This is a genomic window from Roseburia faecis (genome assembly GCF_001406815.1).
In the GTDB taxonomy this organism is placed as follows: Bacteria; Bacillota; Clostridia; order Lachnospirales; family Lachnospiraceae; genus Roseburia; species Roseburia faecis.
The window spans coordinates 1-18,957 of the sequence record NZ_CVRR01000010.1 but is presented as its reverse complement, the minus strand read 5'-3'; the positions used below and the strand labels follow the sequence as shown (position 1 = coordinate 18,957).

Below are 18,957 nucleotides of genomic sequence, written 5' to 3'. Positions count from 1 at the left end.
CGAATGAACCAGGAAAACCAACTGACAGAGCAGAACAGCGAAGAAACCGAAATTGATCTGCTTGAAATTTTTTATCTGTTGCGGGCAAAGCTGGTATGGCTGATTCTCGCATTTGTGATCGGGGGAGTGATTGCAGGCTCCATCACACATTCTCTGATCACACCAAAATATACGGCAACTGCAAAAATGTATATGATTTCCGCATCCAGTGGAAGTGTGCTTGATCTGTCGGATTTTAATATCGGAACATCCCTTTCCCAGGACTATACCGAATTGATCAAAATCCGTCCCGTATTCAATGAAGTCATCGATAATCTGAATCTGGATATGGAATATGAAGATCTGCTGAAAAAAGTAGATATTTCAGTTGTCGGGGATTCACGGTTACTTGCCGTGTCGGTGGAGGACAATGATCCAAAACTTGCCCAGTCGATAGTCAATGAACTTGTAGATACAGCGGTAACCTATATTCCGAAAGTTATGAATGCATCTGAGAATGCACAGCCGACCATTGCGGAATATGCAGTGGTTCCAGATGAACCGAGTTCGCCGAACCTTGCCAAAAATATTATTCTCGGAGCGGTTGTTGCAATGCTTCTTGTAGCCGTGATCTTCGTGGTACGTATGCTTATGGACGACAGCTTAAATACGGCAGAGGATGTCGAAAAAGAATTTGGTATTATGCCGTTTACCGTTATTCCGGAGGGGGACATTGAAGAAATTTCCGATGAGGTAGAAAAAGCGATCAGTAAAGAGAAAAAGAAAAGAAGGAAGAAAAAGTAATGGAATTTACACCGAAAAACCGTGCGACCGTCCAGAATATGCCGAAACTTCCGTATGCGGTAGAGGAAGCACTGAACCGTCTGCGCGTCAATGTGAGCTTTCTTGGAAGCAAAGTGAAAAAAATCATGGTGATATCCAGCGCTCCAGATGAGGGAAAAAGTTTTGTTGCCATGCAGCTGTGGCGGCAGATGGCAGAAGCCGGCAGCAAGAGCATTCTTGTGGACATGGATCTGCGCAAGAGTGTTATGGTTGACAAATATCAGGTTGTCCGGGAAGACAATGGAAAAATTCTGGGAACTTCCGATTATCTGGCAAGTGACGATACGCTGGACAAATATGTGTTGCGTACCAATATCGGAGCGGGAGATCTCCTTCCGAATAAAGAAAATATTATTAACCCGTCCATGCTTCTCGAAGGACAGAAACTGACAAGTACATTTGAGGAACTGGATGAAAATTATCGTTATACGTTTATTGATGCTCCACCATTGAATCTGGTATCGGATGGAGAAAAGATTGGCTCGCTGTGTGATGGCGCACTGCTGGTTGTCCGCGCAGGAGAAACGCCAAAGGCAATGGTTCGTAATTCGATCCGCCAGTTGGAGCGTGCCGGGTGTCCGGTTGTCGGCATTGCACTCAGCCGTGCCAAAGGCGCTGCAAGTGGATATTATCACAAATATGGCAACTACTATGGCAAGAGTTATTATGGAAAAGGCTATGGCTACTATGGAAAACATGAATATTATGGCTATGGCACAGAGCAGAAGTAGGTGATTCCCCGAAAGGGTTTTCACATAAATAATCAGGGAAGGAGGATTATATCCCAATGAACAAATTAATTAAGAAGGTGCTGGTAGGTATTACCGCTGCTACTATGATGTTTGGATCTGTTTGTACTGCTTATGCTGCAACAGATTCTGCAACCGTAGCTCCAGCTCCGGAAAAACAGACAAACGTCAAGGCTGATAATGGCGCAAAGGTAAGTACCACAGCAAACGGTACAGCAACCGTAAAGGCTTTACCAAAGACAACAAAGAAGAGTGTTACAGTAGCTTCTAAGGTTGTTGTAGATGGAGTCTCTTACAAGGTTACAGTGATTGGAGCAAAAGCTTTTGCAAATGCTACAAAAGCTACAACTGTTACACTTCCAGCCAGCATCAAGACCATTGGCGCTCAGGCATTTACAGGTGCAAAGTCTGTAAAGACAATCGTCATCAAGTCTGCTTCCGTAAAGGTTGATAAGACTGCATTTAAGGGTGTAGACACCAAAAAGATGACAATCAAGGTTTCCGGTATGTCTGCAAAGCAGCTGAAAGCATTCAAGGCTCAGCTGAAGAAAGCCGGATTCAAAGGAACCGTAAAGAAAGTTTCTAAATAATCTCGGGTTCTTGAAAAGGGCGCACAGAGTTGATTCTGCTGTGCCCTTTCCTATAGAAAAAATTGGGAATGAACAAAAGTAATAAGAATCATAAAAACGAAAGAAAGGAGACATCATGTATCAAAAAGCAAAAAACAGCTGGATCAAACACATTGATTTTGTGATACTGGACATTCTGTGTCTGCAGGTTTCTTTTTTCCTGGCGTATCTCGTCAGACACCGGAACCTGAATTTATATTCCAATTCCGTGTATGGAAACCTTGCCATCGTGTTGATCCTGATTGATGTATGCATGATGTTCTTTTTAAATACATGTAAGAACGTTCTGAAACGTGGACTGCTCATAGAACTGGCGGCAACCATGCGTCAGGTCAGCCTGGTGATACTGTTTGCCGTGTTTTATCTGTTCTTTGTGAAAGATGCGGGGGATTTTTCGCGTATTACACTGTTTCTGACCGCTATCTTTTATGCTATAATCAGTTATGGGACAAGAATTCTCTGGAAACGGCATGTATTGCGGAATCTGCGGCTTGGAAGAAAGAATTCTATCGTGATATTGACCGACTGGGCCAATCTTCCACAGGTGCAGGAAGATATCCAACATCACAGCTATGAACTGTTTCAGGTTCGAGGAATCGCTGTGATCGATGTCAATGAAAAGAAAACACTTCCCGAAAAACTGGGGGACATCCCATTTGTGGCAGAGGGAGAATCTGTTATGGATTACTTGTGCCATGCATGGGTGGATGAAGTATTTATCGATCTGCAGCCAAATGATCCGCGGGTAGACAGATGGATCGACCAGCTGACGGAAATGGGAGTAACGGTACATCTGAAACTTGCCAACCGGATGGAGCTGGCGGCGAACAAACAGTTTGTGGAAAAACTGGGACGATACACGGTGCTGACTACAAGCATCCGTACCGTGAGTACCTGGGAACTGTTTCTCAAACGGCTGATAGATATTCTCGGAGGCATCGTCGGCTGCATCCTCACAGGAATTCTGTTTCTGATCCTTGCACCGATGATCTATCATGAATCGCCCGGTCCGATCTTCTTCGGACAGACCAGGATCGGAAAGAATGGCAAGAAATTTACGTGCTATAAATTCCGCAGTATGTATCTGGATGCGGAGGAGCGCAAAGCAGCACTTGCCGCAGAAAACCGTGTATCGGACGGAATGATGTTTAAACTGGATTTTGACCCGCGCATCATCGGCAGCAGGCGTCTGCCGGACGGGACGATAAAAAAGGGGCTTGGAAATAAGATCCGTGATTGGTCCATCGATGAGTTTCCACAGTTCTGGAATGTACTCAAAGGGGATATGTCTCTGGTAGGTACACGACCACCAACGGAAGATGAGTGGGTGAAATATGAGCTGCACCATAGAAGCCGCCTGGCAATCAAACCGGGGATCACCGGGATGTGGCAGGTAAGCGGGCGCAGTGAGATTACGGATTTTGAACAGGTGGTAGCACTTGATCGCAGTTATATTGCGAACTGGAGTCTGGGACTTGATGTGAAAATATTGTGCAAAACAGTGGGAGTCGTGCTGAGACATGAAGGTGCGATGTGAGCGGTAAATGGGAAAGGAGAGGGCATTTATGGGAAGGTTTGGGAAATCCTATGCTGCAAATATGCTTGCCGCGTATTATAGCAAAGGGTGTGATTCTGAAAACATGTTTTCGGGATTAGAAATCCGTAAATCATCGGATTTTAAGTTGCACCTGAATCAATATGATGTCATCCATATGGGAATGAACGAATGATCTTTCTGAGCGGCAGAAATGCCGCACAGGAAGAAATTTCGACCAAGAGGGTGGGGTGACAGCCAGCGGACAGGTGAGCAAGCCTATCCGTTCTTTGTGTTGGCTGAGATATTGATGAAGAAATTGAGTGGGATTGTGGGAAAGATTTATGAGTAAGAAACTTGCGATTGCGATGTTCGGACAGAAGCGATTATCGAGAGAAGGCGGAGTAGAAATCGTTGTCAAAGAGCTCTGCACCCGAATGGCACAGAATGGCTGTGACGTGACCTGTTACAACAGAGCAGGCCATCATGTGAGTGGTGCAGAATATGACGATGCTGGTAAAACGGAGTACGAGGGAATCCGTCAGAAGTCTGTTCCGACCATTGAACGGCGCGGACTTGCGGCTGTAAGTTCATCTTTTTTTGCGGCTCTTTACAGCGCATTCGGAAGATATGATGTAGTACATATTCATGCCGAAGGACCAGCTTTTTTTACATGGCTGCCGAAGATGTTTGGTAAAAGAGTTGTAGTTACCGTCCATGGCATTGATTGGCAGCGCGAGAAATGGCAATCAGGACTTGGTTCTAAGTTTATCCACCAAGGCGAAAAAAATGCTGCGAAATATGCGGACGAGGTCATTGTTCTGAGCAAAGGAGTGCAGGACTATTTTAAGGAAACTTATGGAAGAGAAACGCACTTTATCCCTAATGGCGTGAATAGGCCGCAGATTCGGGAAGCAAGTCTGATTACAGATAAGTTCGGGCTGAAAAATGACTCATACATATTGTTCCTCGGTCGTCTGGTGCCAGAAAAGGGGATTCGATATCTGGTTGAGGCCTTCAAGAATGTCAAGACGGATAAAAAGCTGGTTATCGCAGGCGGCTCCAGTGATACGGATTCCTTTATGGAGGAATTGAAAGAACTGGCGAAGGGTGACGATCGGATTTTCTTTACCGGGTTTGTACAGGGAGCAATGTTGGATGAACTATACAGCAACGCTTACACCTACACGCTGCCGTCCGATCTGGAAGGAATGCCGCTAAGTCTACTGGAGGCAATGAGCTACGGCAACTGCTGTCTGGTTTCCGACATTCCAGAGTGCGCAGAGGTTGTGGAAGATAAGGCATTGATTTTCAAAAAGTCAGATGTAGAGGACTTGCGAGAAAAACTGCAAGAGGCCTGTGACCATCCTGAAATGGTTATGAAAATGAAGAATCAGGCAGCTGACTTTATCTGCGAGAAATATAACTGGGATGAAGTTGTAAAGGAAACGATGAAACTGTACAGGAGATAATAATAGATGAGAGTATTGATAACAAATAAATTTCTATATCCAAACGGCGGATCGGAGACGTACATATTTAAGCTGGGTGAGGCACTGGAGCAGCACGGACACGAAGTTCAGTACTTCGGAATGGAGCACGAAGGCCGCTGCGTGGGCAACCGTGTCAATGCTTATACATCTGATATGGACTTCCACGGTGGTAGCAAACTGAGCAAGCTGACCTACCCGATCAAGACCATCTACAGCAAGGAAGCAAGAGAAAAATTAAGACTAGTACTAGATGACTACCAGCCGGATGTCTGTCACCTGAACAACTTCAACTACCAGCTGACACCGTCCATCATCCTGGAAATCGTGAAGTGGCGCAAGGAGACCGGAAGAGATTGTAAAATCATCTTCACGGCACATGACTACCAGCTGGTTTGTCCGAACCATCAATTAAAGAACACTATCACACATGAGAACTGTGAGAAGTGCCTCGGCGGCCATTTCATGAACTGCATGAAAGGCAAGTGCATCCACGGTTCCACTGCGAAAAGTGCCATCGGCATGATGGAGGCAGAGTTTTGGAAGTGGAAAGGCACTTATAAATACATCGACATGATGATCTGCTGCTCCGAGTTCATGAAGAGCAAGATGGACAGCAATCCGTTGTTTGCGACCAAGACCGTGGCAATGCACAACTTCATTGATAAGGTAGAGTGGAAAGAGACAGAGAAGAAGGATTACGTCCTCTACTTTGGCCGCTTCTCCGAGGAGAAGGGCATCGGCACACTCATCAAGGTCTGTAAGGAACTGCCGGATGTACAGTTCATCTTCGCCGGTACTGGACCGTTGGAAGAGACGGTGAATGGTGTTAAGAACATCAAGAACGTGGGCTTCCAGAAGGGTGAGGCACTGGAAAAACTCATTCGTGAAGCACGGTTCTCCATCTACCCGTCTGAGTGGTATGAGAACTGTCCGTTCTCCGTGATGGAATCTCAGATGTACGGCACGCCGGTGCTGGGTGCGAACATTGGTGGCATCCCGGAGCTGATTCAGGTTGGCAAGACCGGCGAGCTGTTTGAAAGCGGTAATTGCGAACATTTGAAGAGAAAGATAGAGAAGCTCTGGGGTGATAAGAAGCTGTGTGCGAAGTACAGTGCGAACTGTAAGGACATCAGCTTCGATACCATTGATGAGTATTACGAGAAAATTATGAAGGTGTACCAGTAAGAGAGGAGGGTAGGCCGATGGTTTATATGCTGTTTGATAACCCAGCGGATAAACAGAATATGACATTTCTGAACGGCTATGAAACAGCCAAGATTCGGCAGATTTATCCTCCACAGAAATGTAATTCCACCAAAGAAATGCTGGCAGCTTGCAAGAATGTGATCAAGCAGTCGACGGAGGGTGACACTATCATCTGCTGGTACGACTTCATGGCAGTTTTGTGCTGGTGGTTGTGTAAAGTACAGTTCAAAAATAGAAAGATTATTGCGCTAAATATCCTGCTCAAAGATAAAGCAACTGCAAAAAATAAGCTGGCAAAGTTTTTATATAAGCCAATGCTGAAATCGAGAAAGGTTCAGGCAACTGTGACTTCCAAGAAGTACGGTGAGCATTTGAATGAAATGCTCGGAATCCATAAGAGGTACACGCTGCTGCATGACACCTATCATGGTGGTTATAGCGTTGAATATGAAGGAAAAGTTAATCCGAATACCGTGTTCTGCGGCGGCCGGAACGGTCGCGACTGGGAGTTTTTGATTAGAATTGCACAGGCGATGCCGGAAGTTACATTCAACTGTGTTATGCCGAAAGATAAGTATGAAGAGTACAAAGAGAACTTTGGCAAAAATATGGTGGTGAAGTCGGACATTCCTGAGCAGGAATTCCTTGAGTTTATGTGTCAGTCACAGTTGGTAGTTACGCCGTTGGATACTGAGGCACCGGCTGGATTGATTGCTTTTTATCAGGCAGCCGCCAATGGGAAGATGGCGATTACGTCGGATACAGTAACCACACAGGAGTATTTCGCCGATGGCAGAGGTGCTTTGTGCAGAAGGAATATTGAAGACTGGAAAAATACAATCCAGTACTACTTACAGCATAGAGAAGAAGCCGATGTTAGTGCGGCAAAGTTTAAGAGCTTTCTTGAAAGTGAGTGTTCAGAGGAAAAATATGCAAAGACACTGTGGGGGATGCTTGAGGAACGCCGGTAACCCTTATATTTGAAAATGGTTTGCTGGCATATATTTTCACAGCGATTGCAGTCATCTGTGGTTCGGTTGTGTTCTCGGTATGTGCCAAGCGGTTTTTAAATATAATCGAAACATTCTTAAGAGAGAGTAAACAATAGGAGAGTTAATCATGTCTGAAGAAAAGAAGTTAAATGGTACGGTCATCGTTACTTATCGTTGTAACGCTCGTTGCTCTATGTGCAACCGTTATAAGGCACCTTCCAAGCCGGAAGAGGAAATTAGTATTGAAACTATCAAAAAGCTACCTAAGATGTATTTCACGAATATTACTGGTGGGGAACCATTTATTCGCACGGATCTAAAGGACATTGTACGTGAATTGTACAAGAAGTCGGATCGGATTGTTATTTCAACTAATGGATTTTTTACGGATCGCATTGTCGATTTATGTAAAGAGTTTCCGCAGATTGGAATTCGCATTTCTATTGAGGGGCTGGAGCAGACTAACAATGAAATTCGCGGTCTGCAGAATGGCTATCAACGTGGTTATAGTACGTTAAAAAAATTGCGTGAGATGGGGATGAAGGATGTAGGATTTGGGATGACGGTACAGGACAAGAATGCGCCAGATTTAGTTCCGTTATACAAGATTTCTGATGAGATGGGGATGGAATTTGCAACTGCTTCTTTACATAATAGTTTCTATTTTGTTGAGGCAAAGAACATCATACATGATCGTCCAATGGTTGCTAAGAATTTTGAATGTTTAGTTAATGAATTACTTCGGAGCAATAGCCCTAAAAAATGGTTTCGTGCCTATTTTAACCACGGTTTAATCAACTACATTTATGGGCAAAAACGTTTGTTGCCTTGCGACATGAGTTTTGATACATTCTTTATCGATCCGTACGGCGATGTCATGCCGTGTAATGGAACGAAAGATAAAGAAGTTATGGGAAATTTGAATACACAAAGTTGGGATGAATTATGGCATAGTGAACAAGCGGAGAGGGTTCGAAAAAAAGTTCGTTGTTGTGATCGAGATTGTTGGATGATTGGTTCCGCTTCTCCTGCTATGCACAAATACATCTGGAAGCCTGCCGCATGGGTATTGATACATAAGTTTAAAGCTTTGTTTACAAAACATCCATATAGTATGTATGAACTTGAAATTTGTCGAGATTATCGTGATGGTAAAGTCACAAAAGAGGAATTAGATAAATGTAGCACATGCGATTTGAATTGTGTTGTTAATAATGGACTGAGTGAAGCCAGTAAAGAGCAGTTAAAGTATAAAACTGGCGAAGAAATTGTAAATGCAGACATTGAACTGCAAATGAAGGAGTAAAGGATGCTTTTAACTATATTAACCCCTACATATAATCGTGCGGGGATGTTGCCGCAACTGTACAACTCACTGAAAAAGCAAGCATGCAAAGATTTTGAATGGGTAATTGAGTTTATGCAACCGGAACTTAAATGGAAATATCGCATAAAAGGTGCAATTCAGTATATTGTGTACGGAAAATTTGCTGGATATACGGCAAAATTTTTGTATAGTAATATTAAAACTAAGCTGCTTGTGTCTATATCCTTTTTACCCGGAATATTGATATATAATGTATGGAAAAGAAAAAGTGATTTTGTCGAGGAATAAGGGGGGACTAATGAAGTTATCTTTTATTGTGCCAATCTATAATACGGAACCTTTTATATTAGAGAGATGTTTTGAGTCTATAAATTGTATTGAAAAACTAGAGTACGAATGTATATTGATAGACGATGGATCAAAAGGAGAAATTGGAGAGTTTTGTGCAGACTATTCATACAATCATAAAAGGTTTAAATACTTTAGAAAGAAAAATGGTGGCGTTAGTTCTGCAAGAAATGAAGGTATTAGAAAAGCAAAAGGGGAATATATTTATTTCGTTGATTCCGATGATACAATTATTACAGATGTGTTTGACCAATTTGTTCACGGTTATGAAAACGCGGATTTAGTCTTTACAGATTTGATATTTGTTGCTGGTCAACATAAATGCAGATGGGGAAATATGTTAGGAACAACATATGATATGGTTCTCAAAAGGTTAATAATGGATGGAAAAATCAATGGACCATACGCTAAATTTTGGAAAAAAGATTTTTTAGAAAGAAATGGACTTCTTTTTGATGAAACAATGGTAAGTGGGGAAGATGCGTTGTTTTTGTTATCTTTTTTATGCTGTAATCCTAAGATGATGTATGCAAATGTGGATACTTATTTATATTATAAAGAGTCAAAAAGTGGCGATAACAGGATAAGGACGTATCCATATATATGTATACAGGATTGCGAAAAAAAATATAAGAAAATTTTAGAGTGTATTGAATGTGGAAACTATGAAAAAAAAGAGAAAGTTGAATTAATGATTCAAGAGACTGAACAATTAATTCATGAATTGTTTGGTCTTGAAATGAGTATGATAAGTGTAAATGTATGGGATTCGAAAGCTAATTCTAAATTTACAGAGATTATAGAAAATATAGATGGCGATTTATGTGAAAAGGTTAATAAGATTAGTAAATTAAAACTTGGGATAATGAAAAGTGAACAAGTTAAAATGAAACAAATATTTTCGGATTTTCGAAGAATTTATCTAAAAATAAAAGGATTAAGATAAATAAAAAGTCCGGAATTTATTATGACAGTTATTATAAAGGAACGATAATGAAAATTAAAATAAATAGAAGCGATTGGTTATATTTAGGTGTAATCATTATGGTGCTAAGATATTTTTTATCTACGTTACAATTAGAATTTAGTCCAATTGTTACAAATAGTATGGTTGTAATAGGTATTGTTTGCATGATTGCTAAAATTTCATGTACGAAATACGGAAAAAATGAGTGGATAGTTTTTATGATTTCGTTTGTTTTTTCACTTCTGCTTTTATATGCAAAAGGAGATGAAACATTTCTTGTTATTACCATTTTTATAATGGCTATGAGGAAAAGCAATGTTAGAATTTTGGTAAAATGTTGGACATATTGTAATATCATACTTTTCATTTTAACAATTATTTCTTCCATTATAGAGGGACAGAACATCTATGTTATAGGAAGATATGAAGGTATTCACATGATAGATGTTGAGCGATATGCGTTTGGCTTCTCGCATCCTAATGGTGTGTTAGCAGCTTTTTTTAGAATAATATGTGGCATTATTTACTTAGATGAAAATAAGAGTACTAAGAAAATAGTGACGTTTGAATTAATAGCAATTTTCTTGTATTATTATACGAAAACTAGAACAGGATTGGTGTGTATTACTTTGTTTTTGTTTGTATGTTTTTGGATTCAAAAAACAAAAGGAAAGTCTTCTGAATCATTAATACCTAAAGCTTTATTATTTTTAGAGATGGGTGCCATTCTATTCGATTTGATTGCAGTGTATACATATGGAAAAAGCAAGGCTCTTGTTGCGCTCGATTATGTCTTAACGGGAAGATTTAGTTTGGCATATAGAATGTTTGATTATGTTGATTGGTCCTTATTTGGAACAAATATACAAGCAGAGCAATTACCATTTTCTTTGGATAATAGTTTATGGTATGTAATTTTAATGCAAGGGATTATTTTGTTTCTGCTGCTTACAATTTTGTATTGTTGGAGCGTGTGGAAATTTGGAAAAGAAAAAAAGTATTTGGAGGCTAATATTATCCTTGCTTTTACACTATATTCTATATGCGAAAATATGTATAGCGCTTTATTTTTGAATTTGGGATTAATATTAGCTTGTTATTATTTAAATAATGAGGTAAAGCAATATGGGTAATATAGGCGAAAGAAATACGTTAAGCATTATTGTTCTAGTGTATAATGTTGAGAGATTCCTAAAAACAGACAGATAGCCTTGATGCGCTTAAACTGGTCTTGTCGGTGATGGTGGTTACGATACACATAGGTCTCTTTCCGGAGTATTTGTACCCATGGCTTCGGGTGGCGGTTCCCCTCTTCTTTATAATGTCGTCCTATTTTTTTGTTCTCAAAATTGCATAAGCATCATGACGATGAGAAGAAGATACTTCATGATTTCATCTTCAAGAATGTACGGATGTACTTGTTTTGGACAGTAGTTCAGCTACCGCTTATTCTTTACCGAAGGAGATGGTTTGATTCAGGAGTGCTTCGTGGAATCGCAAGAACGATTCGGGGAGTGCTTTTTGGAGGGACATTTATGGCCTCTTGGTATATTTCCGCGCTTATTGAGGGTGTTTTGCTGATTTGGCATCTGTCCAGGCACTGTAAGGCACAGATACTATTGGGAATCTGTATGCTTGTCTATGTGACTGTACACTATAGGTCATCTCTATATAGCGTTTTTTCATGTGGAAATATGGGTGCCTCCCTTATCGCAGCATATGAAAAGGTCTTTACTGTACCGTATTTAAGCTTTCCTGTATCTTTCTTTTATATTTGGAGCGGAAAGCAATTAGCTGAGAAGGGAGAGCGTTTTTGTATGGAGAAACGAGTTTTATACCTACTTACATTCGCGTTATGCTGTCTCCTCTATATCGAATGGAGATGGATAGGAGGTGTGTCAGGGAGCATCAATAATGATGTATATGTTATGCCTCCACTTTGTTGTGTGGGCCTATTTCTGATTGCTAAGGATTGGAAACTATAGTTGCATGGAAGAAACATTGAATTACGTAAAGCGAGTACGATTATATATGTGACACATGGTTCTGTGATAGCAGTCGTGGGACATCTGATTCAACGATTTGCAGGGGAATCATCGCTGCTTGTGTTTGTGATTACGGTGATGATATGTGGAGCAATCTGCGCAATTATATTTAAACTTGAGAGATTGAAGAACTTCAGATGGTTAAGGTACGTATATTGATAGAGGGATAGCTGTACCAAGAAATAGATTTGGAAAAGCTTCCTGTATAATTTAAATGGGTCAAGAGATTGACGAAAAAATACCTCAAGTAAAATTAGATTATTACTGACCGGCAAGTTGGTAAAATCTAACGAATACAAGAGGTATCTACAATGAATATTAAAGGCTCAAAGAAGAAAAATCAAGTTTTATCAGTAAATATTTTTGAACAGCAGGAGATTATTGCAAAAGCTGATGCTATTAAGGCAGAGTTAAAAGCATCTACCTGGCATGAGTTGGAAACCAAAGGTAAGTTTGACAAAAACGATAAGCTTTCATTCGTCAGTGATGACATGCTGATATTAGGATGCGATATTGGCAGCGAGACACATTATGTGAGGACAATTGATACCAGAGGAAGAGAACTCAGTAAGTCCGCTTTTGGCTTTAGTAATACGGCAGAGGGCTTTGAAAGAATGTTAGACTGGAGTACTAAGCTTGCAGCTGCAAATGATAAGAAACAGATTGTCTTAGGGCTGGAGCCTACCGGCCATTACTGGTTCTGTCTGACAACCTGGCTGGTTGCAAAGGGAATCAGTGTTGTGCAGGTGAATCCATACGCAGTAAAGCAGACAAAAGAGTTAGAAGACAACAGCCAGCTTAAGGATGACAAAAAGGATCCGAAGCTTATTGCAAATCTGGTTAAGGATGGCAACTTTGGAATGCCATATCTTCCGGAAAAACTTTATGCAGATATCAGACGTCTTTCGATGTTTCGAGATCAGTTGAATGAAGACAGGATCCGGAATCTTAACAGGCTTCACAGAGAGATGAAAATCTATTTTCCCGAATACAAGGATGCATTTGGAAAAATAGACGGAGCATTTAGTTTAGAACTGCTTAAGGAGGCACCATTTCCGGATGAACTGGCTGCCCTTGGAACAGAGGGAATGAAACAGATATGGCATGAGGCGAAGCTTCGTGGACGAGGCTATGCCAATGCATCATCTATTCTGGAATACGTAAGGAAAAGCGTAGGGATCAAGGATGGAGCGGATGCCGGCAGACAGGCTGTTAAGTGGTTCGTCAGCCGGATTATCGAGCTTGATGAGCAGCTTTCAGATATAGAAAACCAGTTAAATCAAAGATGCAATGAGATTCCATATGCAAAGAACATTCTGGCAATATCAGGAATCGGTGAAAACATCCTGTCTGGGATACTTGCAGAGAACGGGGACATATCAAGATTTGACAATGTAAAGAAAATCCAGAAGTTAAGCGGATTAGGATTGGTAGCCTGCAGTTCGGGCAAGCATACCGGAGAGACCAAAATCAGTCACAGAGGACGCAAACGACTCAGATATTGGTTATTCCAGGCGGCAAAGTCGGCAGTGGCACATTCGGAAGAATTTAAGGAACTTCATGTTTACTATACGACAAGGAAGCAAAATCCGCTAAAGAAGATGCAGTCGCTCATAGTGATTGCCTGCAAGATACTGAGGGTGATTTTTACAATTCTGACAAAAGGGACAACATATGATCCGAAGAAACTGTTGGGAGACATTGTAAGACCAGATCAGTCAATACCACAGGCAGCATAAGTACTACTTAAGACAGCATTACAAATCCAGACCCTTGCCGGGATTCAGAGTTTATCTGGATTCGGGCAGGGTTCTGGAAAAGAAACCCATAAACCAGATGGAGTGTGGAGTGCACTACATCAGCACCAAGACCAACTGATAAAGCAGGGGAGGCGTCCACTGAAAAGAGTCCCTGCAGCAAAGGAAGGTCAGTAACAATCAAAACAAACAAGAGCTGTAGCTGGCAGTAGTTCTCTCCGTAGGGGCATGACCCTGTTTGAAAGCTTAGCCGGCACTCAGTGTATGAGCAGATGGGACGAAGGAAGTTGGCACATGATGCTATTAGACACGGAAGGTTCATCATCATAGTAGAACAGAGGAATTATAGCCTTTATAAAGCAATGGATGCTTTATTTGGTGTACCTGTTTTCAGCTATTCAGTACTTGATACAATGAATGTTCATGCACTTTAGCACTTGTTATAAGGTAACTGTTTAAAGAAAAAGTCCAAAAATCAATGATTTGGGGCTTGAAATTATAGGAAGGAAATAATAGTAGCGTATGGTTTATTTGAGCAATGAGGAAACCAAGCAGCAGTTATTACTAATGCTGAAGGAAACGATAGATTTTTTAGATGCAAATGATATTAGATATAGCATTACATCCGGAACGATGCTTGGTGCAGTACGGCATCAAGGGTTTATTCCATGGGATGATGATATCGATATCGGCATTCTAAGACCAGATTACGATAGAATGGTTGAGATTCTCAAAGAGAAGAAGCAGATTGGTCAGTTAGAAGCAATCGGATTCGAACTTGGTAATAGTTTGTTTCCATTCGTGAAAATAGTTAACCCGGATATCTACGTTAAGGAAGAAGGGACGCGTGATACACAGCGCCTATGGATCGATATTTTCCCATTTGACGGCATGGGTAAAAGCGTATTTAGGATTAAACTGCTGAATACTACGGTACGGCCGATTCTAAAAAAATTGCTTTGGTTTGCAAATTCACAATATTACACGAGCCATCCTAGAAATTGTCGACATATAATATGGAATTACTTTTGGTATGGAATTTCCAAACTGTGTTCACCAGAGTTTTTTATCCGACTGCTTATTAGAAATTGTTCCAGGATTAAGGTGTCAGATTCCATATACGTTGAGGATAGTACGTGGGGGACGAAAGCTGTTCCGAAGGAAGTATTTGACGAAATGCGAGAGTATCGGTTTGAAACGATGACCGTTAAAGGATTTAAAGATTACGATACATATCTCAGATGTATTTATGGCGATTATATGACACTTCCACCAGAGGAAAAACGTGTTAATCACGGAATTAAACCATGGAGAGTGAACGATTATGAGAAATAAAGCAACCCTGATCAATATGATTTCGGGATTAATACTACAGACGTTTACGATTCTCAGCGGTTTTATATTGCCTAAGATCATTCTCACATGCTTTGGATCAGAAGTAAATGGGCTAGTATCGTCATTGAACCAGTTTCTGAGCTATATTTCGTTAGTAGAGGGTGGTATTACAGGTGTAGTCATGGCAAATTTGTATAAACCGATTGTAGAAAAGGATGAGCAGAAAATATCGGCGGTCATGGTAACTGCAAATCTTTTTTTTAGGAAGATCGGTATCTTGTTTGTAGCGTACTCCGTAGGACTATCAATCGCTTATCCGCTTCTTTTTAAAACAGAGTTTAATTTCGCCTATGTATGCTCTCTTACGCTGATTCTATCGATTGCGGTGCTGATTCAGTATATGTTTTCAATTACGCTAAAGACGCTGCTGAATGCGGATAAGAGGGCATATGCTGTTAATTTTACGCAGACGCTGATTGTCATCTGCAATGTGATATTTGCACTGATTTCCGTATGGATTTATCCGAGTATTCATATACTCAAGTTGATCAGCGGCATCCTATTCATACTTCAGCCGGTCATTTTTGGGTATATCGTAAAAAGAGACTATAGGATTGATTGGAGTACAGATCCGGAGTATTCATTAATAAAATCGAGATGGAGTGGATTTGCAATCAATCTGGCAGCGTTTATTCATGGCAGCACGGACATCACCATCTTGACCATTCTTACGAACCTTAAAACGGTTTCTGTATATAGTGTGTATGGGCTTGTGAGTAATGGGATAAAAGCACTTGTGCAGGCATGTCTTTCTGGTCTTTCACAAACGGTAGGACAGGCTTATGCAAAAAAGGACTGGAAAGAGTTAAATCAGAAGCTGGATCTATATGAGTATGTAGTGTTTGTTCTGGTGTTTTTTATCTTCACGGTGACGGCATTACTGATTAATCCCTTTATCCTGTTATACACAAGAGACGTGACAGATACAAACTACAATCAACCGATATTTGGCATTCTGCTTATCATTTCAGAAGGACTCTATCTAGTGAAGTTTCCGCACCTGAATCTCGCATATGCCGCAAATAAATTTAAGGAGATTACGGTACCTGCGTATATAGAAGCACTGCTGAACATAGTGATTTCAGTAATTTTGGTGCATAAATTCGGGCTGGTTGGTGTGGCGGTAGGAACCATCGTGGGGATGACTTACCGGATGATGTTTCATGTGTATTACACGAGTAAAATCGTTCCGGGTCGAGTACAGAGCATTTTCTATAAGAAGTTTTGCCTGTTCGCGATAAGTGTTGCCATCGGATTTATGATTTGCAGTCTGGTCATACCGCTTCGCGTAGTGACAGTTATGAATTGGGTAATTCATGCAATTTTGTATTGTGCAGTGGTTGGAGGCTGCATCTTATTAACAAGTGTTCTGTTCTTTAAAAAAGAGCTAACTTTTTTTGCCAAATATTTAAAGAGATAAGGAAGTGAGAGTAGAAAAAATTGAAAGAACGAAATTATTTATTTGATAATTTGAAATTTCTTTTGATTGTATTAGTTGTGTTTGGACATTCATTAGAAGAAATCAGTTTGGAACATAATTATGCGATCATTAGAGCATGGATTTATTCGTTCCATATGCCGGTATTCGTATTCATATCAGGTTATTTTTCGAAAAGTGTACGACGGGGGGGCGAAGGTGCGAGAAAAACAATTATTAATTGTGCAATACCGTACTTTATATTTAACACCATTTTTGCGTTATGTACTGAGAAAACGTTAGCTATTAATATTCTTACACCTAAATATATTTTTTGGTATTTATTTAGTTTGTTGATTTGGCGCTTGCTGATTGATGATTTAAAGCGAATAAAGGGAATATTTATTTTATCGATTTTACTTGGTTTATATGTTGGTGGAATTCATGAAGCGGATCGTTTTTTGGCGATTTCTAGAACAATTGTATTTTTCCCATACTTCTTGTTAGGGGTATTAGCTGATGAAGCAACGATAGCGAAAGTTCGAAAAATGCCGAAACGTTATTCTGTAATTATGTCAGTAATATTGTCAATAAGTGTGATTCTGCTACACATCAAAAATATGATTCCGGTTAAAGCATATGAAAATATTCAATGTTATCAGGAATCTGGTATGAATAACTTGCAGGGAGTGGTGACACGCTTGTTTGCTTATGGGGTAGGAATCGTAGCCATTCTCTGTATCGTTAATTTAGTTTCGAATGAGAAGAAATGGTATACAGTCTACGGAAGTAGGACAGCGTGTATTTACATAGCGTCAGCTTTTTCAGTAAAGATTTTGTATAAATTTATTGACTATATTTGGACCGCTGATTTTTTGTTCAGTCATATCGAAGTAGGAATCTTATTGTCGTTATGCGTTACGATAATAACTATTTTTACGTTTGGAAGCAAAAAAATTTCAGATACATATTTGAATGTAAACAAAAAACTTGGAGATGTGTTAGTAAAAAGTTGAGAATAAGTTTATGTACGACTATTTAATTGTTGGAGCCGGTTTATTCGGTTCGGTATTTGCCAGACAGGCAACGGATGCCGGTAAGAAAGTGCTTGTGATCGACAAGCACCCGAACATTGCAGGCAACGTTTATACGGAGGATATTGAGAATATCCATGTGCACAAATACGGTGCGCACATTTTCCATACAAATAATAAAGAAGTGTGGAATTATGTTACGCGTTTTGCGGAGTTCAATCGTTTTACGAACAGTCCTGTAGCGAATTATAAGGGAGAGTTGTATTCGCTGCCTTTTAACATGTATACGTTCAATAAGATGTGGGGCGTTGTGACACCGGAGGAGGCTGCGGCAAAAATTGAGGAGCAGCGCAACGAAGCCGGTATTACGGAGCCGCACAATCTGGAGGAACAGGCGATTTCTCTGGTTGGCAAGGATATTTACGAGAAGCTGATCAAGGGTTATACGGAGAAGCAGTGGGGGCGCGATTGCAAGGATCTTCCGGCTTTTATTATTAAGCGACTGCCGGTTCGACTGACGTTTGATAACAATTATTTTAATGCTTTGTATCAGGGGATTCCGGTGGGCGGCTATACGAAGATGGTTGCCAATATGCTGGATGGAATTGAAGTGCGTTTGGATACGGATTATTTCGAGAATAAGACAAAGCTGGATGCTTTGGCGGATAAGATTGTTTATACAGGGGCGATTGATGCTTACTTTGAATACCAATTGGGTGCTTTGGAGTATCGTTCTGTACGCTTTGAGACGGAAGTGCTGGACAAACCGAATTTTCAGGGAAATGCGGCGGTGAATTATACGGATCGAGAGACGCCGTGGACGAGGATCATCGAGCACAAGTGGTTTGAGTTTGGCAAGGATGATGCCGGAAATGATATTCCGAAGACGGTGATCAGCAGAGAATACAGTTCGGAGTGGAAGGTCGGTGATGAGCCGTACTATCCGGTGAATGATGAAAAGAATGGTGCACTGTATCAGGAATATAAGAAGCTGGCAGACAAGGAGCAGAAGGTAATCTTTGGCGGACGGTTGGGCGAGTATAAGTATTATGATATGGATGCTGTGATTGCTTCGGCGCTGGAGCTGACAGAGAAGGAATTGGATTAGGAAAAACAGCAACCGCCCCAGGTGAAGACATGGAGCGGTTCGGAACAGACATTGGGGTCAGACCCCAATGTGGTCAACCTAATGTCAACTTAAGACAAGTGCCTGCTCAGGTTAATGACTAACGGTGCGAAATT

16 protein-coding genes and 1 pseudogene are annotated in these 18,957 nt (G+C 40.8%); all 17 read left to right on the top strand.

Annotation, left to right across the window (positions count from 1 at the left end; all coding sequences use genetic code 11):
- Positions 1 to 3: 3 nt before the first annotated feature.
- The gene (locus M72_RS05060; RefSeq protein WP_055067428.1) at positions 4 to 783 is read left to right on the top strand and encodes a YveK family protein; all 780 of its coding nucleotides are present in this window, start codon (positions 4 to 6) and stop codon (positions 781 to 783) included.
- Positions 783 to 1,553, top strand: a complete 771-nt coding sequence (locus M72_RS05055) for a CpsD/CapB family tyrosine-protein kinase (RefSeq protein WP_141652697.1) — start codon at positions 783 to 785, stop codon at positions 1,551 to 1,553. Before M72_RS05060 ends, M72_RS05055 begins: the two co-directional genes overlap by 1 nt.
- A gap of 56 nt (positions 1,554 to 1,609) precedes the next feature.
- Positions 1,610 to 2,161, top strand: a complete 552-nt coding sequence (locus M72_RS05050) for a leucine-rich repeat protein (protein WP_055067427.1) — start codon at positions 1,610 to 1,612, stop codon at positions 2,159 to 2,161.
- A 115-nt stretch (positions 2,162 to 2,276) separates the two neighbouring features.
- On the top strand, positions 2,277 to 3,737 hold the full coding sequence (locus tag M72_RS05045; RefSeq protein WP_055067426.1) for a sugar transferase: 1,461 nt from the start codon (positions 2,277 to 2,279) through the stop codon (positions 3,735 to 3,737).
- A gap of 34 nt (positions 3,738 to 3,771) precedes the next feature.
- Positions 3,772 to 3,915 (top strand): annotated as a pseudogene (locus M72_RS16750) (AAA family ATPase); the annotation flags it as partial.
- A gap of 163 nt (positions 3,916 to 4,078) precedes the next feature.
- Positions 4,079 to 5,206: a glycosyltransferase family 4 protein gene (locus M72_RS05040; RefSeq protein ID WP_055067425.1), complete on the top strand. Its 1,128-nt coding sequence runs from the start codon at positions 4,079 to 4,081 to the stop codon at positions 5,204 to 5,206.
- 6 nt (positions 5,207 to 5,212) lie between these two features.
- Entirely contained in the window at positions 5,213 to 6,412 is a 1,200-nt protein-coding gene (locus M72_RS05035; protein WP_055067424.1) for a glycosyltransferase family 4 protein, read from the top strand.
- A 17-nt stretch (positions 6,413 to 6,429) separates the two neighbouring features.
- Positions 6,430 to 7,404, top strand: coding sequence for a glycosyltransferase (locus tag M72_RS05030; RefSeq protein ID WP_055067423.1), 975 nt, complete (start codon positions 6,430 to 6,432; stop codon positions 7,402 to 7,404).
- 148 nt (positions 7,405 to 7,552) lie between these two features.
- Positions 7,553 to 8,731 carry a radical SAM protein gene (locus tag M72_RS05025; RefSeq protein WP_055067422.1) on the top strand — a complete coding sequence of 393 codons (1,179 nt, stop codon included), beginning with the start codon at positions 7,553 to 7,555 and terminating at the stop codon, positions 8,729 to 8,731.
- Positions 8,732 to 8,734: 3 nt separating this feature from the next.
- Positions 8,735 to 9,040, top strand: a complete 306-nt coding sequence (locus M72_RS05020; protein ID WP_055067421.1) for a glycosyltransferase family A protein — start codon at positions 8,735 to 8,737, stop codon at positions 9,038 to 9,040.
- A 10-nt stretch (positions 9,041 to 9,050) separates the two neighbouring features.
- Positions 9,051 to 10,046, top strand: coding sequence for a glycosyltransferase family 2 protein (locus tag M72_RS05015; RefSeq protein WP_055067420.1), 996 nt, complete (start codon positions 9,051 to 9,053; stop codon positions 10,044 to 10,046).
- A gap of 47 nt (positions 10,047 to 10,093) precedes the next feature.
- Entirely contained in the window at positions 10,094 to 11,200 is a 1,107-nt protein-coding gene (locus M72_RS05010; RefSeq protein WP_055067419.1) for a hypothetical protein, read from the top strand.
- Between the two features lie 1,223 nt (positions 11,201 to 12,423).
- Positions 12,424 to 13,851 (top strand): IS110 family RNA-guided transposase, encoded by a 1,428-nt coding sequence (locus M72_RS05000; RefSeq protein ID WP_055067417.1) that lies wholly within the window; start codon positions 12,424 to 12,426, stop codon positions 13,849 to 13,851.
- 549 nt (positions 13,852 to 14,400) lie between these two features.
- Positions 14,401 to 15,204, top strand: coding sequence for a LicD family protein (locus tag M72_RS04995; RefSeq protein ID WP_206541805.1), 804 nt, complete (start codon positions 14,401 to 14,403; stop codon positions 15,202 to 15,204).
- On the top strand, positions 15,194 to 16,684 hold the full coding sequence (locus tag M72_RS04990; protein ID WP_055067415.1) for a polysaccharide biosynthesis C-terminal domain-containing protein: 1,491 nt from the start codon (positions 15,194 to 15,196) through the stop codon (positions 16,682 to 16,684). Before M72_RS04995 ends, M72_RS04990 begins: the two co-directional genes overlap by 11 nt.
- Before the next feature lie 20 nt (positions 16,685 to 16,704).
- Positions 16,705 to 17,697 (top strand): acyltransferase family protein, encoded by a 993-nt coding sequence (locus M72_RS04985; protein WP_055067414.1) that lies wholly within the window; start codon positions 16,705 to 16,707, stop codon positions 17,695 to 17,697.
- A 10-nt stretch (positions 17,698 to 17,707) separates the two neighbouring features.
- Positions 17,708 to 18,823, top strand: a complete 1,116-nt coding sequence (gene glf / locus M72_RS04980; protein ID WP_055067413.1) for a UDP-galactopyranose mutase — start codon at positions 17,708 to 17,710, stop codon at positions 18,821 to 18,823.
- The last annotated feature ends 134 nt before the right edge of the window (positions 18,824 to 18,957 follow it).